21 protein-coding genes are annotated in these 23,230 nt (G+C 73.4%); all 21 read right to left on the minus strand.

Annotated elements, in window-relative coordinates:
- Positions 1 to 41 precede the first annotated feature (41 nt).
- Positions 42 to 950: a guanylate kinase gene (gmk, locus tag CMN_RS08690; protein WP_015490449.1), complete on the minus strand. Its 909-nt coding sequence runs from the start codon at positions 948 to 950 to the stop codon at positions 42 to 44.
- Entirely contained in the window at positions 947 to 1,849 is a 903-nt protein-coding gene (pyrF, locus tag CMN_RS08695) for an orotidine-5'-phosphate decarboxylase (RefSeq protein WP_015490450.1), read from the minus strand. The genes gmk and pyrF overlap by 4 nt, the downstream gene beginning before the upstream one ends.
- Positions 1,846 to 5,136, minus strand: coding sequence for a carbamoyl-phosphate synthase large subunit (gene carB, locus CMN_RS08700; protein WP_015490451.1), 3,291 nt, complete (start codon positions 5,134 to 5,136; stop codon positions 1,846 to 1,848). Before carB ends, pyrF begins: the two co-directional genes overlap by 4 nt.
- Positions 5,136 to 6,305, minus strand: a complete 1,170-nt coding sequence (gene carA / locus CMN_RS08705; RefSeq protein ID WP_015490452.1) for a glutamine-hydrolyzing carbamoyl-phosphate synthase small subunit — start codon at positions 6,303 to 6,305, stop codon at positions 5,136 to 5,138. The genes carB and carA overlap by 1 nt, the downstream gene beginning before the upstream one ends.
- A gap of 5 nt (positions 6,306 to 6,310) precedes the next feature.
- Positions 6,311 to 6,838, minus strand: a complete 528-nt coding sequence (locus tag CMN_RS08710; protein ID WP_015490453.1) for a PH-like domain-containing protein — start codon at positions 6,836 to 6,838, stop codon at positions 6,311 to 6,313.
- Positions 6,835 to 8,244, minus strand: coding sequence for a dihydroorotase (locus CMN_RS08715; protein WP_015490454.1), 1,410 nt, complete (start codon positions 8,242 to 8,244; stop codon positions 6,835 to 6,837). Before CMN_RS08715 ends, CMN_RS08710 begins: the two co-directional genes overlap by 4 nt.
- Positions 8,241 to 9,197 carry an aspartate carbamoyltransferase catalytic subunit gene (locus CMN_RS08720; protein WP_015490455.1) on the minus strand — a complete coding sequence of 319 codons (957 nt, stop codon included), beginning with the start codon at positions 9,195 to 9,197 and terminating at the stop codon, positions 8,241 to 8,243. The genes CMN_RS08715 and CMN_RS08720 overlap by 4 nt, the downstream gene beginning before the upstream one ends.
- Positions 9,194 to 9,778 carry a bifunctional pyr operon transcriptional regulator/uracil phosphoribosyltransferase PyrR gene (gene pyrR / locus CMN_RS08725; RefSeq protein ID WP_015490456.1) on the minus strand — a complete coding sequence of 195 codons (585 nt, stop codon included), beginning with the start codon at positions 9,776 to 9,778 and terminating at the stop codon, positions 9,194 to 9,196. The genes CMN_RS08720 and pyrR overlap by 4 nt, the downstream gene beginning before the upstream one ends.
- A gap of 114 nt (positions 9,779 to 9,892) precedes the next feature.
- Complete coding sequence (gene acs, locus CMN_RS08730; protein WP_015490457.1) at positions 9,893 to 11,929, minus strand: acetate--CoA ligase; 2,037 nt, start codon at positions 11,927 to 11,929, stop codon at positions 9,893 to 9,895.
- A gap of 82 nt (positions 11,930 to 12,011) precedes the next feature.
- The gene (nusB, locus tag CMN_RS08735) at positions 12,012 to 12,425 is read right to left on the minus strand and encodes a transcription antitermination factor NusB (RefSeq protein WP_015490458.1); all 414 of its coding nucleotides are present in this window, start codon (positions 12,423 to 12,425) and stop codon (positions 12,012 to 12,014) included.
- A 3-nt stretch (positions 12,426 to 12,428) separates the two neighbouring features.
- Positions 12,429 to 12,992 (minus strand): elongation factor P, encoded by a 564-nt coding sequence (gene efp / locus CMN_RS08740; RefSeq protein WP_012038481.1) that lies wholly within the window; start codon positions 12,990 to 12,992, stop codon positions 12,429 to 12,431.
- Between the two features lie 112 nt (positions 12,993 to 13,104).
- Positions 13,105 to 13,545 (minus strand): type II 3-dehydroquinate dehydratase, encoded by a 441-nt coding sequence (locus CMN_RS08745; protein WP_015490459.1) that lies wholly within the window; start codon positions 13,543 to 13,545, stop codon positions 13,105 to 13,107.
- 20 nt (positions 13,546 to 13,565) lie between these two features.
- Complete coding sequence (locus tag CMN_RS08750; protein WP_015490460.1) at positions 13,566 to 14,351, minus strand: SDR family oxidoreductase; 786 nt, start codon at positions 14,349 to 14,351, stop codon at positions 13,566 to 13,568.
- Positions 14,348 to 15,472, minus strand: coding sequence for a 3-dehydroquinate synthase (aroB, locus tag CMN_RS08755; RefSeq protein ID WP_015490461.1), 1,125 nt, complete (start codon positions 15,470 to 15,472; stop codon positions 14,348 to 14,350). Before aroB ends, CMN_RS08750 begins: the two co-directional genes overlap by 4 nt.
- Complete coding sequence (locus CMN_RS08760) at positions 15,469 to 15,960, minus strand: shikimate kinase (protein ID WP_015490462.1); 492 nt, start codon at positions 15,958 to 15,960, stop codon at positions 15,469 to 15,471. Before CMN_RS08760 ends, aroB begins: the two co-directional genes overlap by 4 nt.
- 2 nt (positions 15,961 to 15,962) lie before the next feature.
- Entirely contained in the window at positions 15,963 to 17,201 is a 1,239-nt protein-coding gene (gene aroC, locus CMN_RS08765; protein WP_015490463.1) for a chorismate synthase, read from the minus strand.
- An 88-nt stretch (positions 17,202 to 17,289) separates the two neighbouring features.
- Entirely contained in the window at positions 17,290 to 18,180 is an 891-nt protein-coding gene (locus CMN_RS08770) for a shikimate dehydrogenase (protein WP_015490464.1), read from the minus strand.
- Positions 18,173 to 19,525: an endolytic transglycosylase MltG gene (gene mltG / locus CMN_RS08775; RefSeq protein WP_227077666.1), complete on the minus strand. Its 1,353-nt coding sequence runs from the start codon at positions 19,523 to 19,525 to the stop codon at positions 18,173 to 18,175. The genes CMN_RS08770 and mltG overlap by 8 nt, the downstream gene beginning before the upstream one ends.
- A 175-nt stretch (positions 19,526 to 19,700) precedes the next feature.
- The gene (gene ruvX, locus CMN_RS08780; RefSeq protein WP_015490466.1) at positions 19,701 to 20,186 is read right to left on the minus strand and encodes a Holliday junction resolvase RuvX; all 486 of its coding nucleotides are present in this window, start codon (positions 20,184 to 20,186) and stop codon (positions 19,701 to 19,703) included.
- On the minus strand, positions 20,186 to 22,843 hold the full coding sequence (gene alaS / locus CMN_RS08785; RefSeq protein WP_015490467.1) for an alanine--tRNA ligase: 2,658 nt from the start codon (positions 22,841 to 22,843) through the stop codon (positions 20,186 to 20,188). Before alaS ends, ruvX begins: the two co-directional genes overlap by 1 nt.
- Before the next feature lie 5 nt (positions 22,844 to 22,848).
- The gene (locus CMN_RS08790) at positions 22,849 to 23,070 is read right to left on the minus strand and encodes a hypothetical protein (RefSeq protein ID WP_015490468.1); all 222 of its coding nucleotides are present in this window, start codon (positions 23,068 to 23,070) and stop codon (positions 22,849 to 22,851) included.
- Positions 23,071 to 23,230 lie beyond the last annotated feature (160 nt).

Below are 23,230 nucleotides of genomic sequence, written 5' to 3' on the forward strand. Positions count from 1 at the left end.
CCGCTCCCTCATTGCATGGAAGAAGGCCGTGCGGGTCCGCGTCATGGACCGACGGCCTTCCTGGATCTCATCAAGTCTACGACCTCGCGCGCCGCCTCCGCGACATCGCGGTTGACGACGAGGTGGTCGAACTCGTCCTGCGCGGCCAGCTCCACCTTCGCGGTGTCCAGCCGGCGCTGCTGCTCCTCGGGCCCCTCGGTGCCGCGGCCGACCAGGCGGCGCACGAGCTCCTCCCAGGTGGGCGGCAGCAGGAACACGAGCCGCGCCTCGGGCATCGCGGCCCTCACCTGGCGCGCGCCCTGGATGTCGATCTCGAGCAGCACGCTCCGACCCTCGGCCAGCGCGGCGTCGATGGGCGCGCGCGGGGTGCCGTAGCGGTGGGCGTTGTGCACCGTCGCCCACTCGAGGAGCTCCTGCTGCTCGACCATGCGGTCGAACTCGGCGTCGGAGACGAAGTAGTAGTTGACGCCCTCGACCTCGCCCGGACGCGGCGCGCGCGTGGTGGCGGAGACGGAGAGCAGCACGTCGGGCTCGTTCTCACGGATGAATGTGGAGACGGTCCCCTTGCCCACCGCGGTGGGACCCGCGAGCACGACGAGGCGGCTGGGCTCCACGATCTGCTTCGCCGCCTGCCACTCCTCGAGGAAGCGCGTGAGGCGCACACGCTGGTGCACGCCCAGGCCGCCGAGGCGCTTGGCGGTGGAGATGCCGAGCTCGGCGAGGATCCGCTCGAGCTTGGTGGGGCCGATGTTCGGGATGCTCGTGAGGAACTCGGTGACGCGGAGGGTGGCCTCGGCGCGGCGGGCCGGATCCGCGGACGCGTCGAGCACGCCGAGCGGCGTGCGCTCCCCCGTGACGATGTCGTGCTTCACCTGCGCGCGCGCGCGACGGGCGGCGACGGCGGCCTGCGACGCGGCGACCCGGTCGACCTCGGGTGGTTCGGGCCTCATGGCAGCACCTCTTCGAGTCGTCCGGCGTGGTCGGTGACGGCCTCCGCGACACGCCGTGGCCCTGCCGCGAGGATACTCCGCGACGCGGCCGCGATCACAACGCCGGCGGCCGGGCCGAACAGCTTCCGGACATCGCCGAGCAGCGCGCCCTGGTGGCCGAAGCCGGGCGCGAGGATCGGGGTGCGGACGAGCCGCGCGAGGTCGAGCCCGGCGTCCGCGGCGTCGACGGTCGCGCCGACCACGAGGCCGAAGGCGCCGGGATCCGTCGAGGGGGCGTCGAGGGGGCCGTTCGCGGCGACGGCGGCGTCCTGGATCCCGCGCGCGACCGTGCGCGCGGCGGACCCGGCGGCGGATCCGTCGGCCGGGAGCACCGCGCGCTGCAGGTCCCGCGCCTCGGGGTTCGAGGTGGCGGCGAGGACGAAGACGCCCGCGCCCCACGCGTCGGCCGCGGCGCGGACGCCGTCCAGAGATCCGACGCCCGTGTAGGCCGTGAGGGTGACGGCGTCGGCGCGCAGCGGGCTGTCGGGCGCGAGCCAGGCGGCGCCGTACGCGTCGACCGTGGAGCCGATGTCGCCGCGCTTGGCGTCGGCGATCACGAGGAGACCCGCGTCGCGCGCCGCAGCGAGCACGCGCTCGAGGGCGGCGTACCCGGCGGATCCGTCGCGCTCGAAGAACGCGACCTGCGGCTTGACGATGCCGGCCCGCCCCGCGGTCGCCTCGACCACGCGCAGGCCGAACTCCTCGAGGCCGCGCGCGTCGTCGGCGAGGCCCCACGCGTCGAGCAGCGACCGGTGCGGGTCGATGCCGACGCACAGGTGCCCGCGCTCGCGGAACGCGCGGGCGAGGCGCGCGCCGAACGGCGGGGCGACCGGGGCCGCCCCGCCATCCGCGATCGTCACCTGCGGGCCTCGCGGGCGATCGCGTAGTCCTGCAGGCTCGTGACGTCGAAGCCCGCGCGGATGGCGTCGAACGACGCGACCGCGGCGGTGAGCTGCGCGATGGTCGTGAACAGCGCCTTGTCGGCCGCGACGGCCGCCGCGCGGATCTCGTAGCCGTCCGCGCGGGCGGTGCGTCCCGACGGCGTGTTGATGACCACGTCCACCTCGTCGCGGTTGATGAGGTCCACGATCGACGGCGAGTCGCCCGCGGCGGGCTCCTCGCTGTACTTGCGGACGACACGCGCCTGGATCCCGTTGCGGCTGAGGATCTCCGCCGTGCCCGCGGTCGCGAGCACCTCGAAGCCGAGCTGCTGGAGGCGGAGCACCGGCAGCACGATGGAGCGCTTGTCGCGGTCGGCGACCGAGACGAACACCGTGCCGGAGAGCGGGAGGCCGCCGAACGCCGCCTCCTGGCTCTTCGCGAACGCGCGCGGGAAGTCGCGGTCGATGCCCATGACCTCGCCGGTGGAGCGCATCTCCGGGCCGAGCACCGAGTCGACGATGAGGCCGTCCTTCGTGCGGAACCGCTTGAAGGGCAGCACGGCCTCCTTCACCGCGACGGGCGAGTCCATCGGCACGTCGGATCCGTCGCGCTCGGGCAGGAGCCCCGAGGCCTTGAGCTCTGTGATGGACGTGCCGACCATGACGAGCGACGCGGCCTTCGCGAGCGGGATGCCGAGCGCCTTCGAGACGAATGGCACCGTGCGGCTCGCGCGCGGGTTCGCCTCGAGGACGTAGAGCACGCCCGCGCCGATCGCGAACTGCACGTTGAGGAGGCCGCGCACGCCCACGCCCTCGGCGATGGCGCGCGTGGCGTCGACGACCTGCTGGATCTGGCCGCGGCCGAGGGTCACGGGCGGGAGCGTGCAGCTCGAGTCGCCCGAGTGGATCCCGGCCTCCTCGATGTGCTCCATGACGCCGCCGACGTACAGCTCGGTGCCGTCGTAGATGGCGTCGATGTCGATCTCGATGGCGTCGTCGAGGAACCGGTCGATGAGGAGGGGCTTCCCCGCGCCGATGATGCCCTGGTCGGCCATGCGCAGGAAGTAGTCGTGCAGGGTGGCGGTGTCGAAGACGATCTCCATGCCGCGGCCGCCGAGCACGTAGCTGGGGCGGACGAGCACGGGGTAGCCGATCCCCTCCGCGACGACCACGGCCTCGTCGATCGCGGTGGCCGTGCCGTTGCGCGGCGCGACGAGGCCCGCGGCGTCGAGGATGCCGGAGAACAGGCCCCGCTCCTCCGCGAGGTCGATGGCCGACGGGCTCGTGCCGAGGATGGGGACGCCCGCGGCCTCGAGGCCCTTGGCGAGCCCGAGCGCCGTCTGGCCGCCGAGCTGCACGACGACGCCCACGAGCTCGCCCGCCTGCTGCTCGACGTGCACGATCTCGAGCACGTCCTCGAGCGTGAGCGGCTCGAAGTAGAGCCGGTCGCTCGTGTCGTAGTCGGTCGAGACCGTCTCCGGGTTGCAGTTGATCATGATGGTCTCGTATCCGGCGTCGGAGAGCGCGAAGGACGCGTGCACGCACGAGTAGTCGAACTCGATGCCCTGGCCGATGCGGTTCGGGCCGGAGCCCAGGATGATCACCTTGCGGCGGTCGGACGGCACGATCTCCGTCTCGGAGTCGTAGCTGGAGTAGTGGTACGGCGTGAGCGCCGGGAACTCCCCCGCGCACGTGTCGACCGTCTTGTAGACGGGGCGGATGTCGGCCGCGTGGCGCGCGTCGCGCACCTCCTGCTCGGCGAGGCCGCGGATCTCGGCGATCTGCGCGTCCGAGAAGCCGTGGTCCTTGGCCTCGCGGAGCGTCGCCGCGTCGAGGGAGTCGGCGTCGCGCACGGCGTCGGCGACCTCGTTGATGAGCACGATCTGGTCGATGAACCAGGGGTCGATCTTCGTGGCGTCGAAGACCTGCTCCGCCGTGGCGCCCGCGCGGAGCGCCTGCTGCACCGTGACGATCCGGCCGTCGGTGGGCGTGCGGCTGACCTCGAGCAGCTCGTCGACCGAGCGGCTCTCGGGGCCCCAGTGGAACGAGGATCCGCGCTTCTCGAGCGAGCGCAGCGCCTTCTGCAGCGCGGTGGAGTAGTTGCGGCCGATGGCCATGGCCTCGCCCACCGACTTCATGGTGGTGGTGAGCTCGGCGTCCGCGGCGGGGAACTTCTCGAACGCGAAGCGCGGCACCTTCACGACCACGTAGTCGAGCGTGGGCTCGAAGCTCGCGGGCGTGACCTTGGTGATGTCGTTGGGGATCTCGTCGAGGCGGTACCCGATGGCGAGCTTCGCCGCGATCTTCGCGATCGGGAAGCCCGTGGCCTTCGACGCGAGCGCGCTCGAGCGGGAGACGCGCGGGTTCATCTCGATGACGATGAGGCGGCCGTTCGTCGGATCCACCGCGAACTGGATGTTGCAGCCGCCCGTATCGACGCCCACCCGGCGGATGATGTCGATGCCGATGTCGCGCATGTGCTGGTACTCGCGGTCGGTGAGCGTGAGCGCCGGCGCGACCGTGATCGAGTCGCCCGTGTGCACGCCGACCGGGTCGACGTTCTCGATCGAGCAGACGACGACCGTGTTGTCGGCCGTGTCGCGCATGAGCTCGAGCTCGTACTCCTTCCAGCCGAGGATCGACTCCTCGAGGAGCACCTCGGTGGTGGGGCTCGACTGCAGGCCGTCCGCGACCATGCGCTCGAGCTCCTGGCGCGTGTGCGCGAAGCCGGAGCCGAGCCCGCCCATGGTGAAGGACGGGCGGATCACGAGCGGGTAGCCGAGGTCCTCGGCGAACTCCACGGCCTGCTCGAGCGTCTTCGCGACGTGCGAGCGGGCGACGTCGGCGCCGGACTCGATGACGAGGTCCTTGAAGAGCTGGCGGTCCTCGCCCTTCTGGATGGCCTCGACCTTCGCGCCGATGAGCTCCACGCCGTGCTTGGCGAGGATGCCGAGCTCGTCGAGGCGGATGGCCGCGTTGAGCGCCGTCTGGCCGCCGAGGGTGGGGAGCACCGCGTCGGGCTTCTCCTTGATGATGATCTTCTCGAGCACCTCGCTCGTGATCGGCTCGATGTAGGTCGCGTCGGCGAACCCCGGGTCGGTCATGATTGTGGCGGGGTTGGAGTTCACGAGGATGACGCGCACGCCCTCCTCGCGGAGCACGCGGCAGGCCTGCGTGCCGGAGTAGTCGAACTCGGCGGCCTGGCCGATGACGATCGGCCCGGAGCCGATGACGAGGACGCTGTTGATGTCGTCGCGCTTGGGCATTACACGGTCTCCTGGGGGGTCGCGGCGGATGCGGGGGCGTCGCCCGCGGCGTGGATCAGCTCGATGAACCGGTCGAAGAGGTACGACGAGTCGTGCGGGCCGGCGGCCGCCTCCGGGTGGTACTGCACGCTGAAGGCGGGGATGTCGAGGCAGTTGAGCCCCTCGACCACCTGGTCGTTGAGCGAGACGTGGCTGACCTCCGCGCGGCCGAAGCCGGCGGGGCTGTCCACGGGGCCGTCGAGCGGCGCGGAGACCGCGAAGCCGTGGTTCTGGCTCGTGATCTCGACGCGGCCCGTGCGGCGGTCGAGCACGGGCTGGTTGATCCCGCGGTGGCCGAACGGCAGCTTGTAGGTGTCGAACCCGAGGGCGCGGCCGAGGAGCTGGTTGCCGAAGCAGATCCCGAAGAACGGGATGCCCTTCCGCAGCACGTCCTGCAGCAGCTCGACGTGGTACTGCGAGGCCTCGGGGTCGCCGGGGCCGTTCGAGTAGAACACGGCGGTGGGCGCGAGCTCGGCGAGCTGCTCCGTGGTGATCGACTGCGGCACCACGTGCACGTCGAGGCCGCGGGCCGCGAGGTGCTTCACCGTCGCGGTCTTGATCCCGAGGTCGAGCACGGCGACGGATCCGATGCGATCGCCGACGGCGGGGATCGTGTACGTCTCCTGCGTGGACACCTCGGCGGAGAGGTTGCGGCCCGTCATGTCGGGCGCCTGCCGCACCTGCGCGAGCTGCTCGTCGTCGCCGAGCGCGAAGGCCTCGCCGGAGAAGACGCCGGCGCGCATGGCGCCCTCGTCGCGGATCCGGCGCGTGACGGCGCGCGTGTCGATGCCGGAGATGCCGACCACGCCCTGCGCGACGAGGTCGTCCTCGAGCGTGCGCTGCCCGCGGAAGTTCGAGACCACGCGCGAGGGGTCGCGGACGACGTAGCCGGCGACCCAGATGCGGCGGGATTCCATGTCGTCGTCGTTCATGCCGGTGTTGCCGATGTGCGGCGCCGTCTGGAGCACGATCTGGCCCGCGTAGGACGGGTCGGTGATCGTCTCCTGGTAGCCGGTCATGCCGGTCGCGAAGACGGCCTCGCCGAGGGTCACGCCGCGGGCGCCGTACGCGCGTCCGACGTACCTCCGTCCGTCCTCGAGCACCAGGACTGCTGGTTCGTGTCGGGCCATGTCGGTCACTTCCCTTCGTTGTCGTCGTCGTGCGCAGGGCGCGTGATCTGGTGGAGGGCGTCGACGAGCGCGGTCTTCTCGCGCGGGTCGATCACCCGGAGGTACGTGTCGACCGCGGTCGCGGCCGCGGGGTCGAGGATCCAGGTCACGGCCACGAGGCCGCCCTCCTCCACGACGCGGTCGATCGCGTAGGTCGCGAGCCCGGATCCCGTGATGCGGTCGGCGGGCACGAGCACCTCGCGCTCGCCGTCGATCGCCAGCACGAGGCCCGCGTCGTGCACCCGGGCCGCGGCGCGCCCCCGGAAGCCGAGGGGCCGGACGGTCAGCCGGTCGAGCGGCTGGCCGGCCGTGGTCGTGGCGACGTAGAGCACGTCGACCTCGAGCGCGGGCGCTGCGAGCCCCGCGGGCGGACGCGGCGGCTCGGGCAGCGCGCGCTGGCGTCGGCGGCGCGCGCGCCAGCCGAGCACCATGAGCGCGAGGAGCAGGAGGAGGAAGGCGATCACCGTGATCGCGGGTCCGATGCGGTCGCTCATGCGCGTCCCGCCCCGGCGTCGGTGGAGGCCGCGTCGCGCGCGTCGGCGTCCCGGCGGTCGCGCAGCACGGCGGCGCGGGCGACCGTCTCGTGGTCGACGAGCGCGCCGTCGAGCACGGTCGGGTAGCCGCGGTGGAAGGTCGCGACGACGCGGCCGGGCAGCGTCATCTCCAGGTAGGGCGAGTTGCCGCTGAGCCCGCCGAGGTCGTCGCGGCCGAAGACGCGCGACGCGGACGGGTCGTAGAGCGTGATGTCGGCCGGGGATCCGCCGGCGAGCGCGTGCCCGTGCTCGGCGAGCCGGCCGATGCGCGCGGGCACGTGCGACATGACGCGCGCGACGCCCTGCCAGTCGAGGAGCCCGGTGTCGACCATGGCGAGCTGCACCACGGAGAGCGCCGACTCGAGGCCGACCATGCCGAACGCAGCGGCGTCCCACTCGCAGTCCTTGGCCTCCGTCGGATGCGGCGCGTGGTCGGTGGCGACGACGTCGATCGTGCCGTCGGCGAGCGCGGCGCGGAGGGCCTCGACGTCCTCGCGGCGCCGGAGCGGCGGGTTCACCTTGTAGCGCGCGTCGTAGCCGGCGACCAGGTCCTCGGTGAGCAGGAGGTGGTGCGGCGTGACCTCGGCGGTGACCTCGACGCCGCGGGCCTTGGCCCAGCGGATCACGTCGACCGAGCCCGCGGTGGAGACGTGGCAGACGTGGAGCCGGGATCCGACGTGCTCGGCGAGCAGCACGTCGCGCGCGATGATCGACTCCTCGGCGACCGCGGGCCAGCCCGTGATGCCGAGCTCGCCGGACAGCGCGCCCTCGTTCATGGTGGCGCCCTCGGTGAGGCGCGGGTCCTGCGCGTGCTGCGCGATGACGCCGTCGAAGGCCTTCACGTACTCGAGCGCGCGGCGCATGAGCAACGGGTCCGCGACGCACTTGCCGTCGTCGGAGAAGACGCGCACGGCCGCGCGGCTGGCGGCCATCGCGCCGATCTCGGCCAACGACTCCCCCGCGAGCCCCACCGAGACGGCGCCGATGGGGCGGACGGTCGCGTAGCCGGCCGCGTCGCCGAGCGCCTTGACCTGCTCGACCACGCCCGCTGTGTCCTGCACGGGCATGGTGTTCGCCATCGCGAAGACGGCGGTGAAGCCGCCGAGGGCCGCGGCGCGGGATCCCGTGAGCACGGTCTCGCTCTGCTCGTAGCCGGGCTCGCGCAGGTGCACGTGCAGGTCGACGAGGCCGGGCAGCGCGACGAGGCCGTCGGCCTCGATGACGCGCGCACCGGCGGGCGCCGTGAGGTCGGGCCCGATCTCGCGGATGACCCCGTCGGCGACGAGGATGTCGGCGCGCTCGCCCGAGGGCAGGGTCGCGCCGCGGATCAAGTGGGCGTCGCCCTGGATCGTGTCGTTCTGGGTCATCGGTCGGCCTTCCCGTCGCCGGACAGCAGGAGATAGAGGACGGCCATGCGCACCGAGACGCCGTTGGCGACCTGCTCGCGCACCGTGGACCTCTCCGAGTCGGCGGCGGCGGCGGATATCTCGAGCCCGCGGTTCATGGGCCCCGGGTGCATGACGATCGTATCGGGCCCGAGGAGCGCGAGGCGCGCGTCGTCCAGCCCCCAGATGCGCGCGTACTCGCGCGGGTTCGGGAAGAAGGCGGCGCGCATGCGCTCGGCCTGGATCCGGAGCATCATCACGGCGTCGGGCTTCCCCTCGACCAGCGCCGCATCGAGGTCGTAGCGCACGGTGACGGGCCAGGATCCGACGCCCACCGGCACGAGCGTAGGCGGCGCGACGAGCGTGACCTCGGCGCCGAGCGTCGTGAGCAGCCACGCGTTCGAGCGCGCGACCCGGCTGTGCAGCACGTCGCCGACGATGACGACGCGCGTGCCGTCGAGGCCCTTCCCGCGCGCGGCGGATCCGTGCAGCCGACGGCGGATGGTGAACGCGTCGAGCAGCGCCTGCGTGGGGTGCTCGTGCGTGCCGTCGCCCGCGTTGACGATGCCCGCGTCGATCCAGCCGCTGCCCGCGAGCGTGTGCGGCGCGCCCGAGGAGGGGTGGCGGACGACCACGCCGTCGGCGCCCATCGCCTGCAGCGTCTGCGCGGTGTCCTTGAGGCTCTCGCCCTTGGAGACGCTCGACCCCTTGGCGCTGAAGTTGATGACGTCGGCCGACAGGCGCTTGGCGGCGGCCTCGAAGGAGATGCGCGTGCGGGTGGAGTCCTCGAAGAAGAGGTTGACGACCGTGCGGCCGCGGAGCGCGGGGGTCTTCTTGATCTCGCGCGTGCCGACGTCGGCCATGTCCTCGGCGACGTCGAGGATGTGGACCGCCTCGTCCCGGGACAGGTCGCGGGTGGAGAGCAGGTGCCTCATCGGGACGCCCCCTCGCCGGCGGGGGCGGACGCGGGCTCGTCGTCCGGGCCGGCGATGCTCACCGAATCCTCGCCGTCGGTCTCGTCGAGCCGGACGAAGATCCGCTCGGCGAGGCTCGACGGCAGGTTCTTGCCCACGAAGTCGGCGCGGATGGGGAACTCGCGGTGGCCGCGGTCGACCAGCGCGGCGAGCCGCACGGCGGTGGGGCGGCCGAGGTCGCCGATCGCGTCGAGGGCGGCGCGCACGGTGCGGCCGGAGAAGAGCACGTCGTCGACGAGCACGACCGTGCGGCCGTCGACGCCGCCGGCGGGCAGGCGCGTGGGCGCGGGCGCGCGGGTGGGGTTCCGCTGCAGGTCGTCGCGGTACATCGTGACGTCGAGCGAGCCGACCAGGTCGGCGGGGGCCTCGGGCTCGAGGCGGGCGATGATCCGGCCGATGCGCTCGGCGAGGACGGTGCCGCGCGTGGGGATCCCGAGGAGCAGCAGGCCCTGGGGGCCGCGGTTCGACTCGAGGATCTCGTGGGCGATGCGCGTGAGCGCACGGGTGATGTCAGAGGGCTGCAGCACGATGCGCTGAGGCAATCCGACCTCCTTCCCCGCCTCTCGGGACGGATGTTAAAGGTGGTCTGTTCCGCCGGTCACTCTAGCGGGTCTCCCCCCGGACGCAGGGGCCCGCCGCGCCGCCCGCGCGTGTCCTCAGCGCGCGGAGGCGTCGAGCACCGCGCGGATCCGGCCGAGCACGGCCGCGTCCTGCAGGCTCGTGGCGTCGCCGAGGGTCCGACCCTCCACGAGGTCGGCGAGGAGGCGCCGCATGATCTTGCCCGAGCGCGTCTTCGGCACGTCCGGCACCGCGACTATCCGGCGGGGCTTCGCGACCGGCCCGATGGCGCGCGCGACGTGCGCCGTGAGGAGGGGCTCCAGCTCCGCGGCGAGCGCGTGCCAGCCCGCCGCGTCGTCGTCCGCCGGGCGCGCGTCGCCGCGCGGCACGACGAACGCGACCACGCTCTGGCCGGTGAGGTCGTCCGCGACGCCCGTCACGCCCGCCTCCCCCACGCGCGGGTGCGCGACGAGGGCCGACTCGATCTCGATGGTCGACAGCCGGTGTCCGGAGACGTTGACCACCTCGTCGATCCGGCCCTGCAGCGCGATGTCGCCGTCCGCGTCCCGGCGCGCGCCGTCGCCCGCGAGGAACCAGCCGCGGTCGGCGAAGCGCTCCCAGTAGGCGCTGCGGTAGCGCACCGGGTCGCCCCAGACGGTGCGGGCCATGCCGGGCCACGGGCGCTGGATCACGAGGAGGCCGGCCTCCCCCGGGCCGGCGGGCTCGCCGTCGTCGTCGACCACGTCGACCCGGAACCCGGGCAGGGCGCGGCCGGCGGCGCCGGGCTTGAGCGTCGAGACGCCCGGCAGCGGCGCGATGACCGCGGCCCCCGTCTCCGACTGCCACCACGTGTCGACGACGGGCGCGGATCCCCCGCCGACCTCCCGGTGGAACCAGCGCCACGCCGCGGGGTTGATCGCCTCGCCCACGGACCCCAGCAGCCGGATGCTCGAGAGGTCGTGCCCGGCGATGCCCTCGGGGAACCAGCTCATGAGCGACCGGATGAGCGTGGGCGCGGTGTAGTAGGTCGTCACCCCGTACCGCTCGATGATCTCGAGGTGCCGCCCGCGGTGGGGCGTGTCGGGTGTGCCCTCGTAGATGACCTGCGTCAGCCCGTTGGAGAGCGGCCCGTAGATCTCGTACGTGTGCGCGGTGACCCAGGCGAGGTCGGCCGTACACCAGTGCACGTCGTCGGGCTTGGCGTCGAAGTGCGCCCAGTGCGCCCACGACGCGTGGGCGAGGTAGCCGCCGGAGGTGTGCACGAGGCCCTTGGGGCGGCCCGTCGTGCCCGACGTGTAGATGATGAAGAGCGGGTGCTCGGCGTCGAAGGCGGCCGGCGCGTGCACGGGCGACGCGGATCCCACGGCGTCGTGCCACCACACGTCGCGGCCGTCCGTCCACGGGACCTCCTGGCCGGTGCGGCGGACGACGAGCACATGCTCGATCGACGCGACGCCCGCGACCGCCTCGTCGGCCTGCGGCTTGGTCGCGACCGCGGTGCCGCGCCGGTTCTGCCCGTCGCTCGTGATGAGGACCTTGGCGCCCGTGTCCTCGACGCGGAAGCGCAGCGCCTCCGCGGAGAAGCCGCCGAAGACGAGCGAGTGGACGGCGCCGATGCGCGCGACGGCGAGCGTCGCGACGATCGTCTCTACGAGCACGGGCAGGTAGATCACGACCCGGTCGCCCGGCCCGACGCCGAGCGCGGTGAGCGCGTTGGCGGCGCGAGACACCTCCTCCAGCAGGTCGCGGTAGGTCACCGTACGGCGGTCGCCCGGCTCGCCCTCGAAGTGCAGCGCGACCTCGTCCCCGCGGCCGGCGGCGACGTGGCGGTCCACGCAGTTCGCGGCGACGTTGAGGCGGCCGCCCGCGAACCAGGTGGCGGCGGGGACCTGCGGGGTGCCGTCGGCGGCGACCGGCGGGATCCACGTGTGCGCGGTCTCCCACGGCGTCTCCCAGTCGAGGCGGCGGGCGGCCTCCTCCCAGAAGGCGACCGGATCCGCCTCGGCCCGCGCGTACGCCTCGGCCGTGACGTTCGCGGACGCGGCCAGGTGCGCCGGCGGCGGGAAGAGCGCCTGCTCGGCGTCGGTGGCGGGGTCGGTCGCGGTCTCGGCCTGCTCGATGCGCGGGGAGGTCATGCGCCGACGCTACGTGCGCGCCCCCGGGGATCCGGAACCGGCGCGTCACGCGACGACACGGAGCGGGCGGGGTGCGCCCCCCCTAGGCCTGCGTCGCCGCGATCCGCGCCAGCATGCCGTTTACGAACGACGCCGACTCGTCCGTCGACAGCGACGCCGCGAGGTCGACGCTCTCCGAGATGGCGACGCCGTCGGGCACGTCGGCGTTGAAGAGGATCTCCCAGATGCCGATGCGCAGGATCGCGCGGTCGACGGCGGGCATGCGGGCGAGCGTCCAGTTCACCGAGTACGTCTCGATGAGCTCGTCGATCTCGTCCTGGTGCGCGACGAACCCCTCGGCGATCTCGCGGGCGTACTGCCACGAGGCCTGCCGGTCGGGCTCGGCCGCGGCGCGCTGCTGCTCGACCGCGAGGGTCGCAGGGATGGACTCGCCGCGGATGTCCGCGACGTAGAGGACGTCGAGGGCGCGCTTGCGCGCCTTGGTGCGTGCGCTCACGGGTCAGTCGGTGACGCGGCCGAGGTAGTCGCCCGTGCGGGTGTCCACCTTGACGCGCGTGCCCTGCTCGAGGAAGAGCGGGACCTGGATCTGGTGACCGGTCTCGACCGTCGCGGGCTTGGTGCCACCCGTCGAGCGGTCGCCCTGCAGGCCCGGCTCCGTGTACGTGATGGTCAGCACGACGGACGCGGGCAGCTCGACGTAGAGCCCCTCGCCGTTGTGCAGCGCCACGGTGACGTCCTGGTTCTCGAGCATGAAGTTCTTCGCGTCGCCGACCTGCGCGGCGGACAGCGTGATCTGGTCGTAGTCGCTCGTGTCCATGAACACGAAGTTCTCGCCGTCGGCGTAGAGGTACTGGAAGTCGCGGCGGTCGACCGTCTCGGTCTCGATCTTCGCGCCCGCGTTGAACGTGCGGTCGACAACCTTGCCGCTCATCACGTTCTTGACCTTCGTGCGCACGAACGCGCCGCCCTTGCCCGGCTTGACGTGCTGGAACTCGATGACGGTCCACAGCTGGCCGTCCATGTTGAGGACGACGCCGTTCTTGATGTCAGCGGTAGAGGCCATGCGGGGAGGATCCTTGCCTGTTCGACGAGCGGGAGGTGCGGCGTCGGAGCGGCCGCACGGGGGTGCCGGGCGCCGACCCGGTGCGGGCGGCGTGGCGATCCGAGGGATCAGCCTAACGGGTGGCGGTCACGACGTGCGCGAGGGCCAGGAGGTAGGAGCCCTGCCCGAGCCCGGCGATGACGCCCGTGGCGACGGGCGAGATGACGCTGGTGTGCCGGAACTCCTCGCGCGCATGCGGGTTCGAGATGTGCACCTCGAGGAGGAGGATGCCGGCCTTCGTCACGAGCGCGGCAGCGTCGCGGAGGGCGTACGAGTAGTGCGTGAAGGCCGCCGGGTTCATGATCACGGGGCTCGCGGTGTCGACGGCCTCGTGCAGCCAGCCGATGAGGGTCGCCTCGTCGTCGGTTTGCCGCAGGTCGATCTCGATGTCGTCGGGCGCGAACGCGACGAGCTCCCGGCGGAGGTCGTCGAGCGACCCGGTGCCGTACACGTCGGGCTCGCGGCTGCCGAGCCGTCCGAGGTTGGGGCCGTTGAGGACGAGCACGCGTGACATGCGCACCAGCCTAGGGCGGGTCAGCCGACGCTCTGGCCGCCGTCGGAGCGGATGCGCTGGCCGTTGATCCAGCCGCCCTCCGCCGAGAGCAGGAAGCACACGAGCGCGGCGGCGTCGCGGGGCTCGGCGAGCCGGCCGCGGGGCGTGGCCTGCCGCAGGCCCTCGCGCAGCTCGGGCGTGAACCAGCCGGTGTCGGTGGGCCCGGGATCCACGAGGTTCGCGGTCACGCGCACGTGCTCGAGCTCGCGCGCGGCCGCGATGACGATGCGATCGAGCGCCGCCTTGCTCGCGCCGTAGGGCACGTTGCCGACCACGTGGTCGCTCGTGAGGGCCACGATGCGGCCCGCGCCGGGCTCCGCGCGGTACCGCCGGGCGAAGCCCTGGATGAGCTGGAGCGACGCCCGCACGTTCACGGCGAGGTGCCGGTCGAGGGCCTCCACGGTCGTGTCGAGGAGGCCGCTGTCGACCGACTCGGCGTGGCTGAGGACGAGGCCCGTGATCGGGCCGAGCGCGCGCTCGACCTCGTCGAGGATCCGCTCGGCCGCGCCCGTGTCCATCAGGTCGGCCTCGATCGCGTGCGCCCGGCCCCCGGCGCGCACGACGGCCTCGGCGACCCGCGCGGGGTCGTCGGGCTGCGGGCCCCAGGGCATGCGCGCGTCGTAGGCGGACCAGTAGGAGAAGGCGACGTCCCAGCCGCCGAGGGCCAGGTCCTCGGCGATGGCCGCGCCGAGCCCCGCGACCCGGCCGACGCCCGTGATCAGCGCGACCGGGCGGACGGGCGCCTCGGGATGCGCAGGATCGCTCACGAGCCGATCTCCTGGTACGCCGCGAACAGCAGCGCCTCCTCGGGGCCGTTGAGCACGCTGGCCCGGCCGACGCCGTCGAGCACGATGAACCGCATCATGTCGCCGCGCGCCTTCTTGTCGCGCTTCATGCTCGCGACGAGCGTGGGCCAGCGCCCCACGGGGTAGCTCGTGGGCAGGTCGAGCGAGTCGAGGATCCGCCGGTGCCGGTCGACCGCCTCGTCGGACAGCGACCGCGTGAGCCGTGACAGCTCCGCCGCGAACACCATGCCGACCGCGACGGCGGCCCCGTGCCGCCAGCGGTAGCGCTCGGCGTGCTCGATCGCGTGGCCGAGCGTGTGCCCGTAGTTGAGGATCTCGCGGCGGCCCTTCTCCGTGAAGTCCTCCCCCACGACCTCGGCCTTCATGGCGATCGCCAGCTCTACGACCCGGCGGAACTCGGGGCTCGTCGGATCCGTGACGCGCGCGACGTCCGCCTCGATCACGTCGAGGATCTCGGGCACCGCGATGAACCCGGCCTTCACGATCTCCGCGAAGCCCGTGACGATCTCGTTCCGCGGCAGGGTCGCGAGCAGGTCGAGGTCGACGATCACGGCCGTCGGCGCGTAGAAGGCGCCCACGAGGTTCTTGCCCTCGGACGTATTGATGCCGGTCTTGCCGCCCACGGCCGCGTCGACCATCGCGAGCACGGTCGTCGGGATCTGGATGAGCATCACGCCGCGCAGCCACGTCGCCGCGACGAACCCGCCGAGGTCGGTCGTGGCGCCGCCGCCGAGCGTGATGACGGCGTCGGAGCGCGTGAAGTCGGTGGTGCCCATGATCTTCCAGCAGAACGCGGCGACCTCGACGCGCTTGGCGCCCTCGGCGTCGGGCACCTCGGCGAGGTACACCTCCACGTCGCCCTGCAGGCGCTCGCGCAACCGGGACGCCTCCTCGGCGAGGGCGGGCGCGTGCACGATGAGCACCTTGCGCACGCGCGGGCCGAGCAGCGCGCCCACGCCCCGGACGAGGCCACGGCCGACGGTGACGTCGTAGCCGGGCGTGCCGGACACGTGGATCACGGTGGGCGCGTCGGGTTCCGCGGCGGCGGTCTCAGCGGCTGCGGTGGGGGTCGATTCGGTCATGGCTGCCTCTCCCGGGCGAAGCGCTCGATCTCGCGGGCGATGTGCGGGAGCGGGCGGTCGGAGGTGTCGATGGTCAGGTCGGCGAGCGAGCGGTAGAGCTCCTCGCGGTCGGCGACGATGCGGCGCCAGCTGTCGAGGCCGTCGACGAGCGGGCGGTCGTGGCCGCGGATCCGCGCGCGCACGGCGTGCTCGCTGACGGTGAGGAGCACGACCCGGCACGACTCCAGGTCGGCGCGCGTCGCGGCATCGAGGACAGCTCCCCCGCCGAGCGAGACGACCCCCTCCTCCGCGAGGGCGGCGGCGACCGCGGCCCGCTCGAGCTCGCGGAACCGCGGCTCGCCGTGCTCGCGGAAGATGTCGGCGATGGATCCGTGCGCCTGGACGATCGCGCGGTCGGTGTCCGTGAACGGCACGCCCAGCGCCTTCGCGACGCGGCGGCCGACCGTGGTCTTGCCCGCGCCGGGCGGGCCGATCAGGACGACCGGCACGCTCAGGCCTCGGGAGGAGCGGGCGGCGCGGCGTCCGCCTCGTCCACGAGGTCGGCGCCCGTGCGGCGGCCCTCGGGGATCGCGTCGAGGTAGCCGCGGAGGTTCCGCCGGGTCTCGCCCACGGAGTCGCCGCCGAACTTCTCCAGCATGGCGTCGGCGAGCGTCAGCGCGACCATGGCCTCGGCGACCACGCCCGCGGCGGGCACCGCGCACACGTCGGAGCGCTGGTGGTTCGCGGGGGCCGCGCCGCCCGTGGCGGTGTCGATGGTGCGGAGGGCGCGCGGCACGGTCGCGATGGGCTTCATCCCGGCGCGGACACGGAGGACCGTGCCCGTCGACATGCCGCCCTCGGTGCCGCCCGCGCGGTCCGTGGACCGGCCGATGCCGGCGTCCGTGGAGAACAGCTCGTCGTGCGCCTCGGATCCGCGGCGCGTGGTGGTGAGGAAGCCGTCGCCGACCTCGACGCCCTTGATCGCCTGGATGCCCATGAGCGCCGCCGCGAGCTTCGAGTCGAGGCGACGGTCCCAGTGCACGTGCGAGCCGAGGCCCGGCGGCAGGTCGTAGGCGAGGACCTCGACGACGCCGCCGACCGTGTCGCCGCTCGCCTTCGTGTCGTCGACCTCGGCGACCATGCGCGCGCTCGTCTCGGCGTGGAAGCAGCGCAGCGGGTCCGCGTCGAGCGCGTCCACGTCGGCCGGCGTCGGCAGCGGCGCGCCCTCGGGCACGCGGACGGGGCCGATGGCGAGCGTGTGGCTGACGAGCGTGATCCCGAGCTCGGCGAGGAACGCGCGCGCCACGGCGCCGAGCGCGACACGGGCGGCGGTCTCGCGGGCGCTCGCGCGCTCGAGCACGGGGCGCGCCTCGTCGAAGTCGTACTTCTGCATGCCCACGAGGTCGGCGTGGCCGGGACGGGGACGTGTGAGGGCGGCGGCGCGCGCGCCCTGCAGCTTCTCCGGATCCACCGGCTCGGGGCTCATGACGTCGACCCACTTGGGCCACTCCGTGTTGCCGATGCGCACCGCGATGGGGCTGCCGAGCGTACGCCCGTGGACCACGCCGGTCGACAGGCTCAGCTCGTCCTGCTCGAACGCCATGCGCGCGCCGCGGCCGTAGCCGAGCTTGCGACGGGCGAGGTCGGCGCGGATGCCGTCCAGGCTGACGGGCACGCCCGCGGGCAAGCCCTCCAGGACGGCGATGAGTTCGGGGCCGTGGGATTCCCCGGCGGTGAGCCAACGCAGCATGGCCCCATCCTCCCACAGCGGCAGGGTCGACCCCGCGGGCCGGGCTCCCGTCGAAGGCCTCCCACAGCGGCAGGGTCGACCCCGCGGCTCAGGCTCCCGTCCAGGCCCTCCGCGGATCCCGGCCGACGCTCGCGAGCATCGCCGCCAGCACCGGCTCCTCGTCGGGCAGCGGCAGCTCGGCGTCCCCGGCGACGAACAGGCGCACCTGGCCGAGCGCCTGGTGCACGAGCATGTCGATCCCCGGCACGACGCGTCCGCCCGCGCGCTCCCACCCGGTGGCGATCCCGGTGGGCCAGGGCGCGTACGTGACGTCGAGGAGCACGGTCGCCTCGGACAGGGCGGCGGGCAGCGGCACGGTCGCGGCGGCGTCGCCCGGGAGGGTGCTGACCACGGTGTCGGCGTCGCGGAGCGCGCCCTGCGCGTCGTCGAGCGGCACGGCGCGGAGCGCGAGGCCCAGCTCGTCGGCCAGCGGCGCGAGCTCCCGGCCCTGCGCCGGACGGCGGGCCGCGACGACGACCTCGCGTGCGCCCATCCGGGCCAGCGCGACGACGGCCGAGCGCGCGGTGGATCCGGCGCCCAGCACGACCGCCCGCCCGCACCGCTCGACGCCGGCCATCTCGAACGCGCGCACGATCCCCGCGACGTCCGTGTTCGCGCCGCGGCGCCGCACCCCGCCGCCGCCGTCCTCCTCGAGGAGCAGCGTGTTGGCCGCGCCCGCGAGGCGGGCCGTGTCGTCGAGCAGGTCGAGGAGCGGCAGCACGTCGCGCTTGAGCGGCATCGTGAGCGACAGGCCGCGCCAGCCGGATCCGAGGCCCGCCACGAACGCGCCCAGATCCGCCCCCGCGCACTCCATCGCCGCGTAGGTCCAGTCCAGCCCGAGCACCCGGTACGCCGCGGCGTGCAGCCGGGGCGATAGCGAGTGCGCGATGGGGCTGCCGAGGACCGCCAGCCGCACGGCCGGCGTCCGCGGATCAGCCATTGCCCGGGTTGTCCTTCATGAACTGCTGCCACTGCGCGACGGCCTTCTCGTGCTCCTCGTACGTCTGGGAGAACACGGTGTCGCCCGTGATGGTGTTGACGGTGACGAAGTAGAGCCACGGGCCGTCCGCGGGCGCCAGCGCCGCCTTGATCGCGAGGTCGCCCGGGTTCGAGATGGGGCCGATCGGGAGCCCCGGGTGCACGTAGGTGTTCCACGGGTTGTCGTCCGAGCGCTCGGCATCGGTGGTCGTGACCCGGCCGACCGAGCTCGCGCCGTACGCGACGGTCGCGTCCGACTGCAGCGGCATGCCGATCGCGATGCGGTTCTGGAACACGCGCGACACCTTGTAGAAGTCCCCCTCGAAGCGGGCCTCCTTCTGGATGAGCGCGGCGAGCGTGAGCACGCGGTGCCGATCGGCGGGCGCGACGCCGGCCTGGTCGAGCGCCTGGAAGGTGCGGCTCACCATCGCCTTGACCATGTCGGTCGCGGAGGTGCCGGGAGGGAAGTCGTACGTGGCCGGGAAGAGGTAGCCCTCGATGTTCGGCGCCTCGGCGGGGATGCCGAGCGCCGCGCGATCCGCGGCCGCGGCCTCCAGGTCGGCGACGGGAGTGCCGGTGCCCTCCGCGATGAGCTCGAACGCCTGCGCGGCCGTCTGGCCCTCGGGGATGGTGACCTTGGCCTGGCTCTGGCTCGACGGATCCTGCAGCAGCGCCAGCGCGGACGCCGCGCTCATCTGCTTCCGCAGCGTGTACGTGCCCGGCTGGAAGACGACCTCGCCGCCTGATGCGACGACGGCCCGGTAGAACGCCTTCGACGTCTTCACGACGTCCTGCGACGCGAGCGTGTCGCCGATGGTGCTGCCCGTGTCGCCCGTCTTGACGACCACCTGCACCTCGCCGGTTCCGTCGCCGTCGTAGTCGGTGGGCTCGGCGGGCGTGAGGAGCGCCGTCACGACCGGGCCGAAGAGCGACGTGGCGATGACGGCCGCGCCGCCGAACAGCGCGATGAGCAGGACCACGACGTACGGCCACTTCGGGTGGCGGCGCTTCGGCTTCGGGGCGACGGGGACCGCCCTGCGCTCCGGTGCGCCGCGGCCGCCGTCCGCCGCATCGCGGGTCGGGGTGAGCGGGGTCGGGGTGGTCCGGGCGGCGCTCGGGGCCGCCTCCTCGACGCGCGGACGCTCCTCGGAGGCGGGACGCGGCGCGCCGGCGGAGGCGAGCGGCGCGGTCTCGCGCGCGGGGGGACGCTCGTCGGCCACCGTGCGTCGTGGTGCGTCATCCGGTGCGGAAGCCCCCGCCTGCGCCTCCGCCGCCTCGCGCAGCGCGCGGAGCTCGCGTCGGGTCATGGGCGCCCCGGTGCCGATGCCCGGTCCCTCTCCGCGGGGAGCGGCCGCGGGATCCGGCGCGGGAGCGGCCGCGGGCGTCGACGCCGGGGAGTCCGCGGGGCGGTCGCCGAAGAGGCTCTCGAAGGGGTCGCCACCTCCACCCGCGGCCGCCGTGGCTCGTCGGGTGGGATCGGTCTCAGGCGTGTCGGTCAGGATCGACTCGGTTCCTCGGGACGAGAGCACCGGGTGGGGAGCCGGCGGCGCGCTCGGTCTCGAGCGCGTGTTGAAGGATTATAACGGCCGCCACCTGGTCGATCACCGGCTTCTGCTTACGGGAGCCTCTGCCCGAGGCCCGCAGGGCGCCCTGCGCGGAGACCGTCGAGAGGCGCTCGTCGACCAGCCGCACGGGGATCCCGGTCGCGTCCGCGAGCCGCCGGGCGAACCCCTCCGCGTCGTCCGTGGACGCGGTCGCGCGGCCCGAGAGCGCCAGCGGCAGGCCCACGACGAGCTCCGCGCAGTCGATCTCGGCCGCCACCTCGAGGATCCGCCGCACGTCCGCCGAGCCCCCCGCGTCGCGCGGCACGGTCTCGACGGGCGTCGCGATCAGGCCGTGCGGATCCGACCGGGCGAGGCCGATGCGGGCCTTGCCCACGTCGACGGCCAGCCGGGATCCGATCCGCATCAGGAGGCGAGCGCCTGGCGGACCGCGGCCAGCGCGTCGGCGATGGCTGCCACGTCGGATCCGCCGCCCTGCGCGAGGTCGTCCTTGCCGCCTCCGCCGCCCCCGAGCACGGCCGCCGCGGCGCGGGCGAGCTGCCCGGCCTTGGCGCCGGCGTCGCGCGCGGCCTGGTTCGTGGCCACGATGACGGTCGGCTTGCCGCCCGCGTCGCCCGCCAGGGCGACCACGACGGGCTCGGATCCCGCGCGCTCCCGCACGAGGGTGACCAGCTGGCGCACCTCGTCCGCCGAGCGGACGCTGCCGAGCGACTCCTGGATCAGCATGACGGCGCCCACGCGCGCGCCCTGCAGGAGGAGCGCCGGCACGCGCTGCTGCAGCGCCTGCGCCTCGAAGTCCGCGATGCGCCGCTCCGCCGTCTTGAGGTTCTGCATGAGATCGGCGATCCGGTCCGGCAGCTGCTCGCGCGGCGTCTTGAGGCTCGACGTGAGCTGCGACACGATGGCGCGCTCGACGGCGAGGTCCTGGAACGCCTCGCGGCCGACGAGGGACTCGATGCGACGGTTGGTGGATCCGACGGACGACTCCCCCACCACGTTGATGAGCCCGATCTGCGCGCTGGACGACACGTGCGTGCCGGCGCACAGCTCGCGCGACCACGGACCGCCGATGTCGACCACGCGCACGGTGTCGCCGTACTTCTCGCCGAACAGCGCCATGGCGCCGAGCTGCTTGGCCTCGTCGATGGGCATCACGCGCGTCACGACCTGCAGGTCGTCGCGCACCGCCCCGTTGGCGATGTCCTCGATCTCGCTGCGCGTCTCCGCCGACAGCGCCTGGTTCCACGCGAAGTCGAGGCGCATGTAGCCGGCCCGGTTGTAGGAGCCCGACTGGTGCGCGTCCTGGCCGAGCACCTGGCGGAGCGCGGCGTGCACGAGGTGCGTGCCGGAGTGCGCCTGGGTCGCGCCGCGGCGCCAGTCGGCGTCGACGACGGTCGTGGCGGCGTCCCCGACGCCCACCTCGCCCGAGCGGACCTGCACGCGGTGGCTGATGAGGCCCTTCACGGGCTTCTGCACGTCGAGCACCTCGAGGTCGAAGCCGTTCCCGACGATGCTGCCCGCGTCGGCCTCCTGGCCGCCGGACTCCGCGTAGAGGCTCGTCTCGGGGAGGATGACCTCCGCGATGTCGCCCGCGACCGCGTGGTCGACGCTGTGGCCGCCCACGATGAGGCCGAGGATCGTGGTCCCGGTCTCCAGCTCGTCGTACCCGGTGAAGCGCGTCTCGCCGGCCGCGCGGAACGCGCTGTAGACGGTGAGGTCGGCCAGCGCCGTCTTCTTGCTCTTGGCATCGGCCTTGGCGCGCGTGCGCTGCTCCAGCATCAGGCGGTCGAAGGCCTCGCGGTCGACCGTGAGGCCATTCTCCTCGGCCATCTCGAGCGTGAGGTCGATGGGGAAGCCGAACGTGTCGTGCAGGAGGAACGCGGTGTCGCCGGCGATCCGCTCGCCGCCCTTGGCCTTCGTCTCGCCGACGGCCACGTCGAGGATCGTCGTGCCGCCCGAGAGCGTGCGGAGGAACGTCTCCTCCTCGGCGTACGCGAGGCGAGAGATGCGCTCGAAGTCGTCGGAGACCTCGGGGTACGCGGCCTTCATCGCGTCACGCGACGCGGGGAACAGCTCGCCGAAGGTCGCGGCGTCCACGCCCATGAGGCGCATGGCGCGCACGGTGCGGCGCATGAGGCGGCGCAGGATGTAGCCGCGCCCCTCGTTCGACGGCCGCACGCCGTCGGACATGAGCATGAGCGAGGAGCGCACGTGGTCGGCGACGATGCGCATGCGCACGTCGTCCTCGTGGTCGGCGCCGTAGCGGCGGCCCGCGAGCTCGGCCGCGCGGTCGAGGACCGGGCGCACCTGGTCGATCTCGTACATGTTCTCGACGCTCTGCTTGAGGAACGCGACGCGCTCGAGCCCCATGCCGGTATCGATGTTCCTCTTCGGCAGGTCGCCGAGGATCTCGAACTCGCTCTTGCTCGTGCCGGCGCCGCGCAGGTACTGCATGAAGACGAGGTTCCAGATCTCCACGTAGCGGTCGTCGTCGGTCGCCGGGCCGCCGTCGGCGCCGTACGCGGGACCGCGGTCGAAGAAGATCTCCGAGCAGGGGCCGGCGGGGCCGGGCTGGCCGGTGTGCCAGTAGTTCGTGTCGCGCCCGAGGCCCTGGATCCGGTCGTCCGGCAGGCCCGCGATGCGCTTCCACGCCTGCCGGGCCTCGTCGTCCTCGTGGTACACGGTGACCCAGAGGTCGTCGGGCGCGAAGCCGAGGCCGCCGTCGGCCTCGCTCGTGGTGAGCAGCTCCCACGCGTACGCGATGGCCTGCTCCTTGAAGTAGTCGCCGAAGGAGAAGTTGCCGTTCATCTGGAAGAAGGTGCCGTGCCGCGGCGTGCGGCCGACCTCCTCGATGTCGAGCGTGCGGATGCACTTCTGGACGCTCGTGGCGCGCGGGAACGGCGCGGGCACGACGCCCGTGAGGTACGGCACGAACGGCACCATGCCGGCCACCGTGAACAGCAGCGTCGGGTCGTCGCTCACGAGCGACGCCGACGGCACCACGGTGTGCCCCCGGTCGCCGAAGTACGTCAGCCAGGCGTTGCGGATGTCTGCGGTCTGCATCGGGTCTACTGCTTTCCCAGCTCGGTGATGGTGTCCTCGGCCTCGCCCACGGCGGAGCGGAGCTCGGCCTCGCGGCGGCGGTAGCCGTGCTCGACGGCCTCGCCGAAGCGGCGGGCCCGGGCGTCGACGCCCTGGAAGAGGCGGTGCCCGGCGGGCGTGCGGTCGACCACGTGGGCGACGGCGAAGCCGATCGCGACCCCCACGACGATGAGGACGAGGTTCTTCATGCTTCTCCCCTTCCGGGAGGTGACGCGACGGGCTGCTGGCCTTCGGGGCCGAGGGCGATCCTACCGGCCGGGCCCCGCGCCTCCCCGGCCGAGCCGCCCCAGCGACGCCCGGATACGCCGCGAGGCGGGCCGCCCCGGGAAGGGACGACCCGCCTCGCGG

Origin of the sequence: Clavibacter nebraskensis NCPPB 2581 (genome assembly GCF_000355695.1) — a bacterium.
GTDB classification, from domain to species: domain Bacteria; phylum Actinomycetota; class Actinomycetes; order Actinomycetales; family Microbacteriaceae; genus Clavibacter; species Clavibacter nebraskensis.

What these genes read in the sequence shown, in the direction of transcription:
- CMN_RS08720 (WP_015490455.1), bottom strand. Translation starts at nt 9,197, where the DNA reads ATGAGGCACCTGCTCTCCACCCGCGACCTGTCCCGGGACGAGGCGGTC.
- gmk (WP_015490449.1), bottom strand. Translation starts at nt 950, where the DNA reads ATGAGGCCCGAACCACCCGAGGTCGACCGGGTCGCCGCGTCGCAGGCC.
- efp (WP_012038481.1), bottom strand. Translation starts at nt 12,992, where the DNA reads ATGGCCTCTACCGCTGACATCAAGAACGGCGTCGTCCTCAACATGGAC.
- acs (WP_015490457.1), bottom strand. Translation starts at nt 11,929, where the DNA reads ATGACCTCCCCGCGCATCGAGCAGGCCGAGACCGCGACCGACCCCGCC.
- CMN_RS08715 (WP_015490454.1), bottom strand. Translation starts at nt 8,244, where the DNA reads ATGACCCAGAACGACACGATCCAGGGCGACGCCCACTTGATCCGCGGC.
- carB (WP_015490451.1), bottom strand. Translation starts at nt 5,136, where the DNA reads ATGCCCAAGCGCGACGACATCAACAGCGTCCTCGTCATCGGCTCCGGG.
- CMN_RS08770 (WP_015490464.1), bottom strand. Translation starts at nt 18,180, where the DNA reads ATGGCTGATCCGCGGACGCCGGCCGTGCGGCTGGCGGTCCTCGGCAGC.
- aroB (WP_015490461.1), bottom strand. Translation starts at nt 15,472, where the DNA reads ATGACCGAATCGACCCCCACCGCAGCCGCTGAGACCGCCGCCGCGGAA.
- CMN_RS08790 (WP_015490468.1), bottom strand. Translation starts at nt 23,070, where the DNA reads ATGAAGAACCTCGTCCTCATCGTCGTGGGGGTCGCGATCGGCTTCGCC.
- mltG (WP_227077666.1), bottom strand. Translation starts at nt 19,525, where the DNA reads ATGACCCGACGCGAGCTCCGCGCGCTGCGCGAGGCGGCGGAGGCGCAG.
- CMN_RS08745 (WP_015490459.1), bottom strand. Translation starts at nt 13,545, where the DNA reads ATGTCACGCGTGCTCGTCCTCAACGGCCCCAACCTCGGACGGCTCGGC.
- CMN_RS08710 (WP_015490453.1), bottom strand. Translation starts at nt 6,838, where the DNA reads ATGAGCGACCGCATCGGACCCGCGATCACGGTGATCGCCTTCCTCCTC.
- aroC (WP_015490463.1), bottom strand. Translation starts at nt 17,201, where the DNA reads ATGCTGCGTTGGCTCACCGCCGGGGAATCCCACGGCCCCGAACTCATC.
- alaS (WP_015490467.1), bottom strand. Translation starts at nt 22,843, where the DNA reads ATGCAGACCGCAGACATCCGCAACGCCTGGCTGACGTACTTCGGCGAC.
- ruvX (WP_015490466.1), bottom strand. Translation starts at nt 20,186, where the DNA reads ATGCGGATCGGATCCCGGCTGGCCGTCGACGTGGGCAAGGCCCGCATC.
- carA (WP_015490452.1), bottom strand. Translation starts at nt 6,305, where the DNA reads ATGGCCCGACACGAACCAGCAGTCCTGGTGCTCGAGGACGGACGGAGG.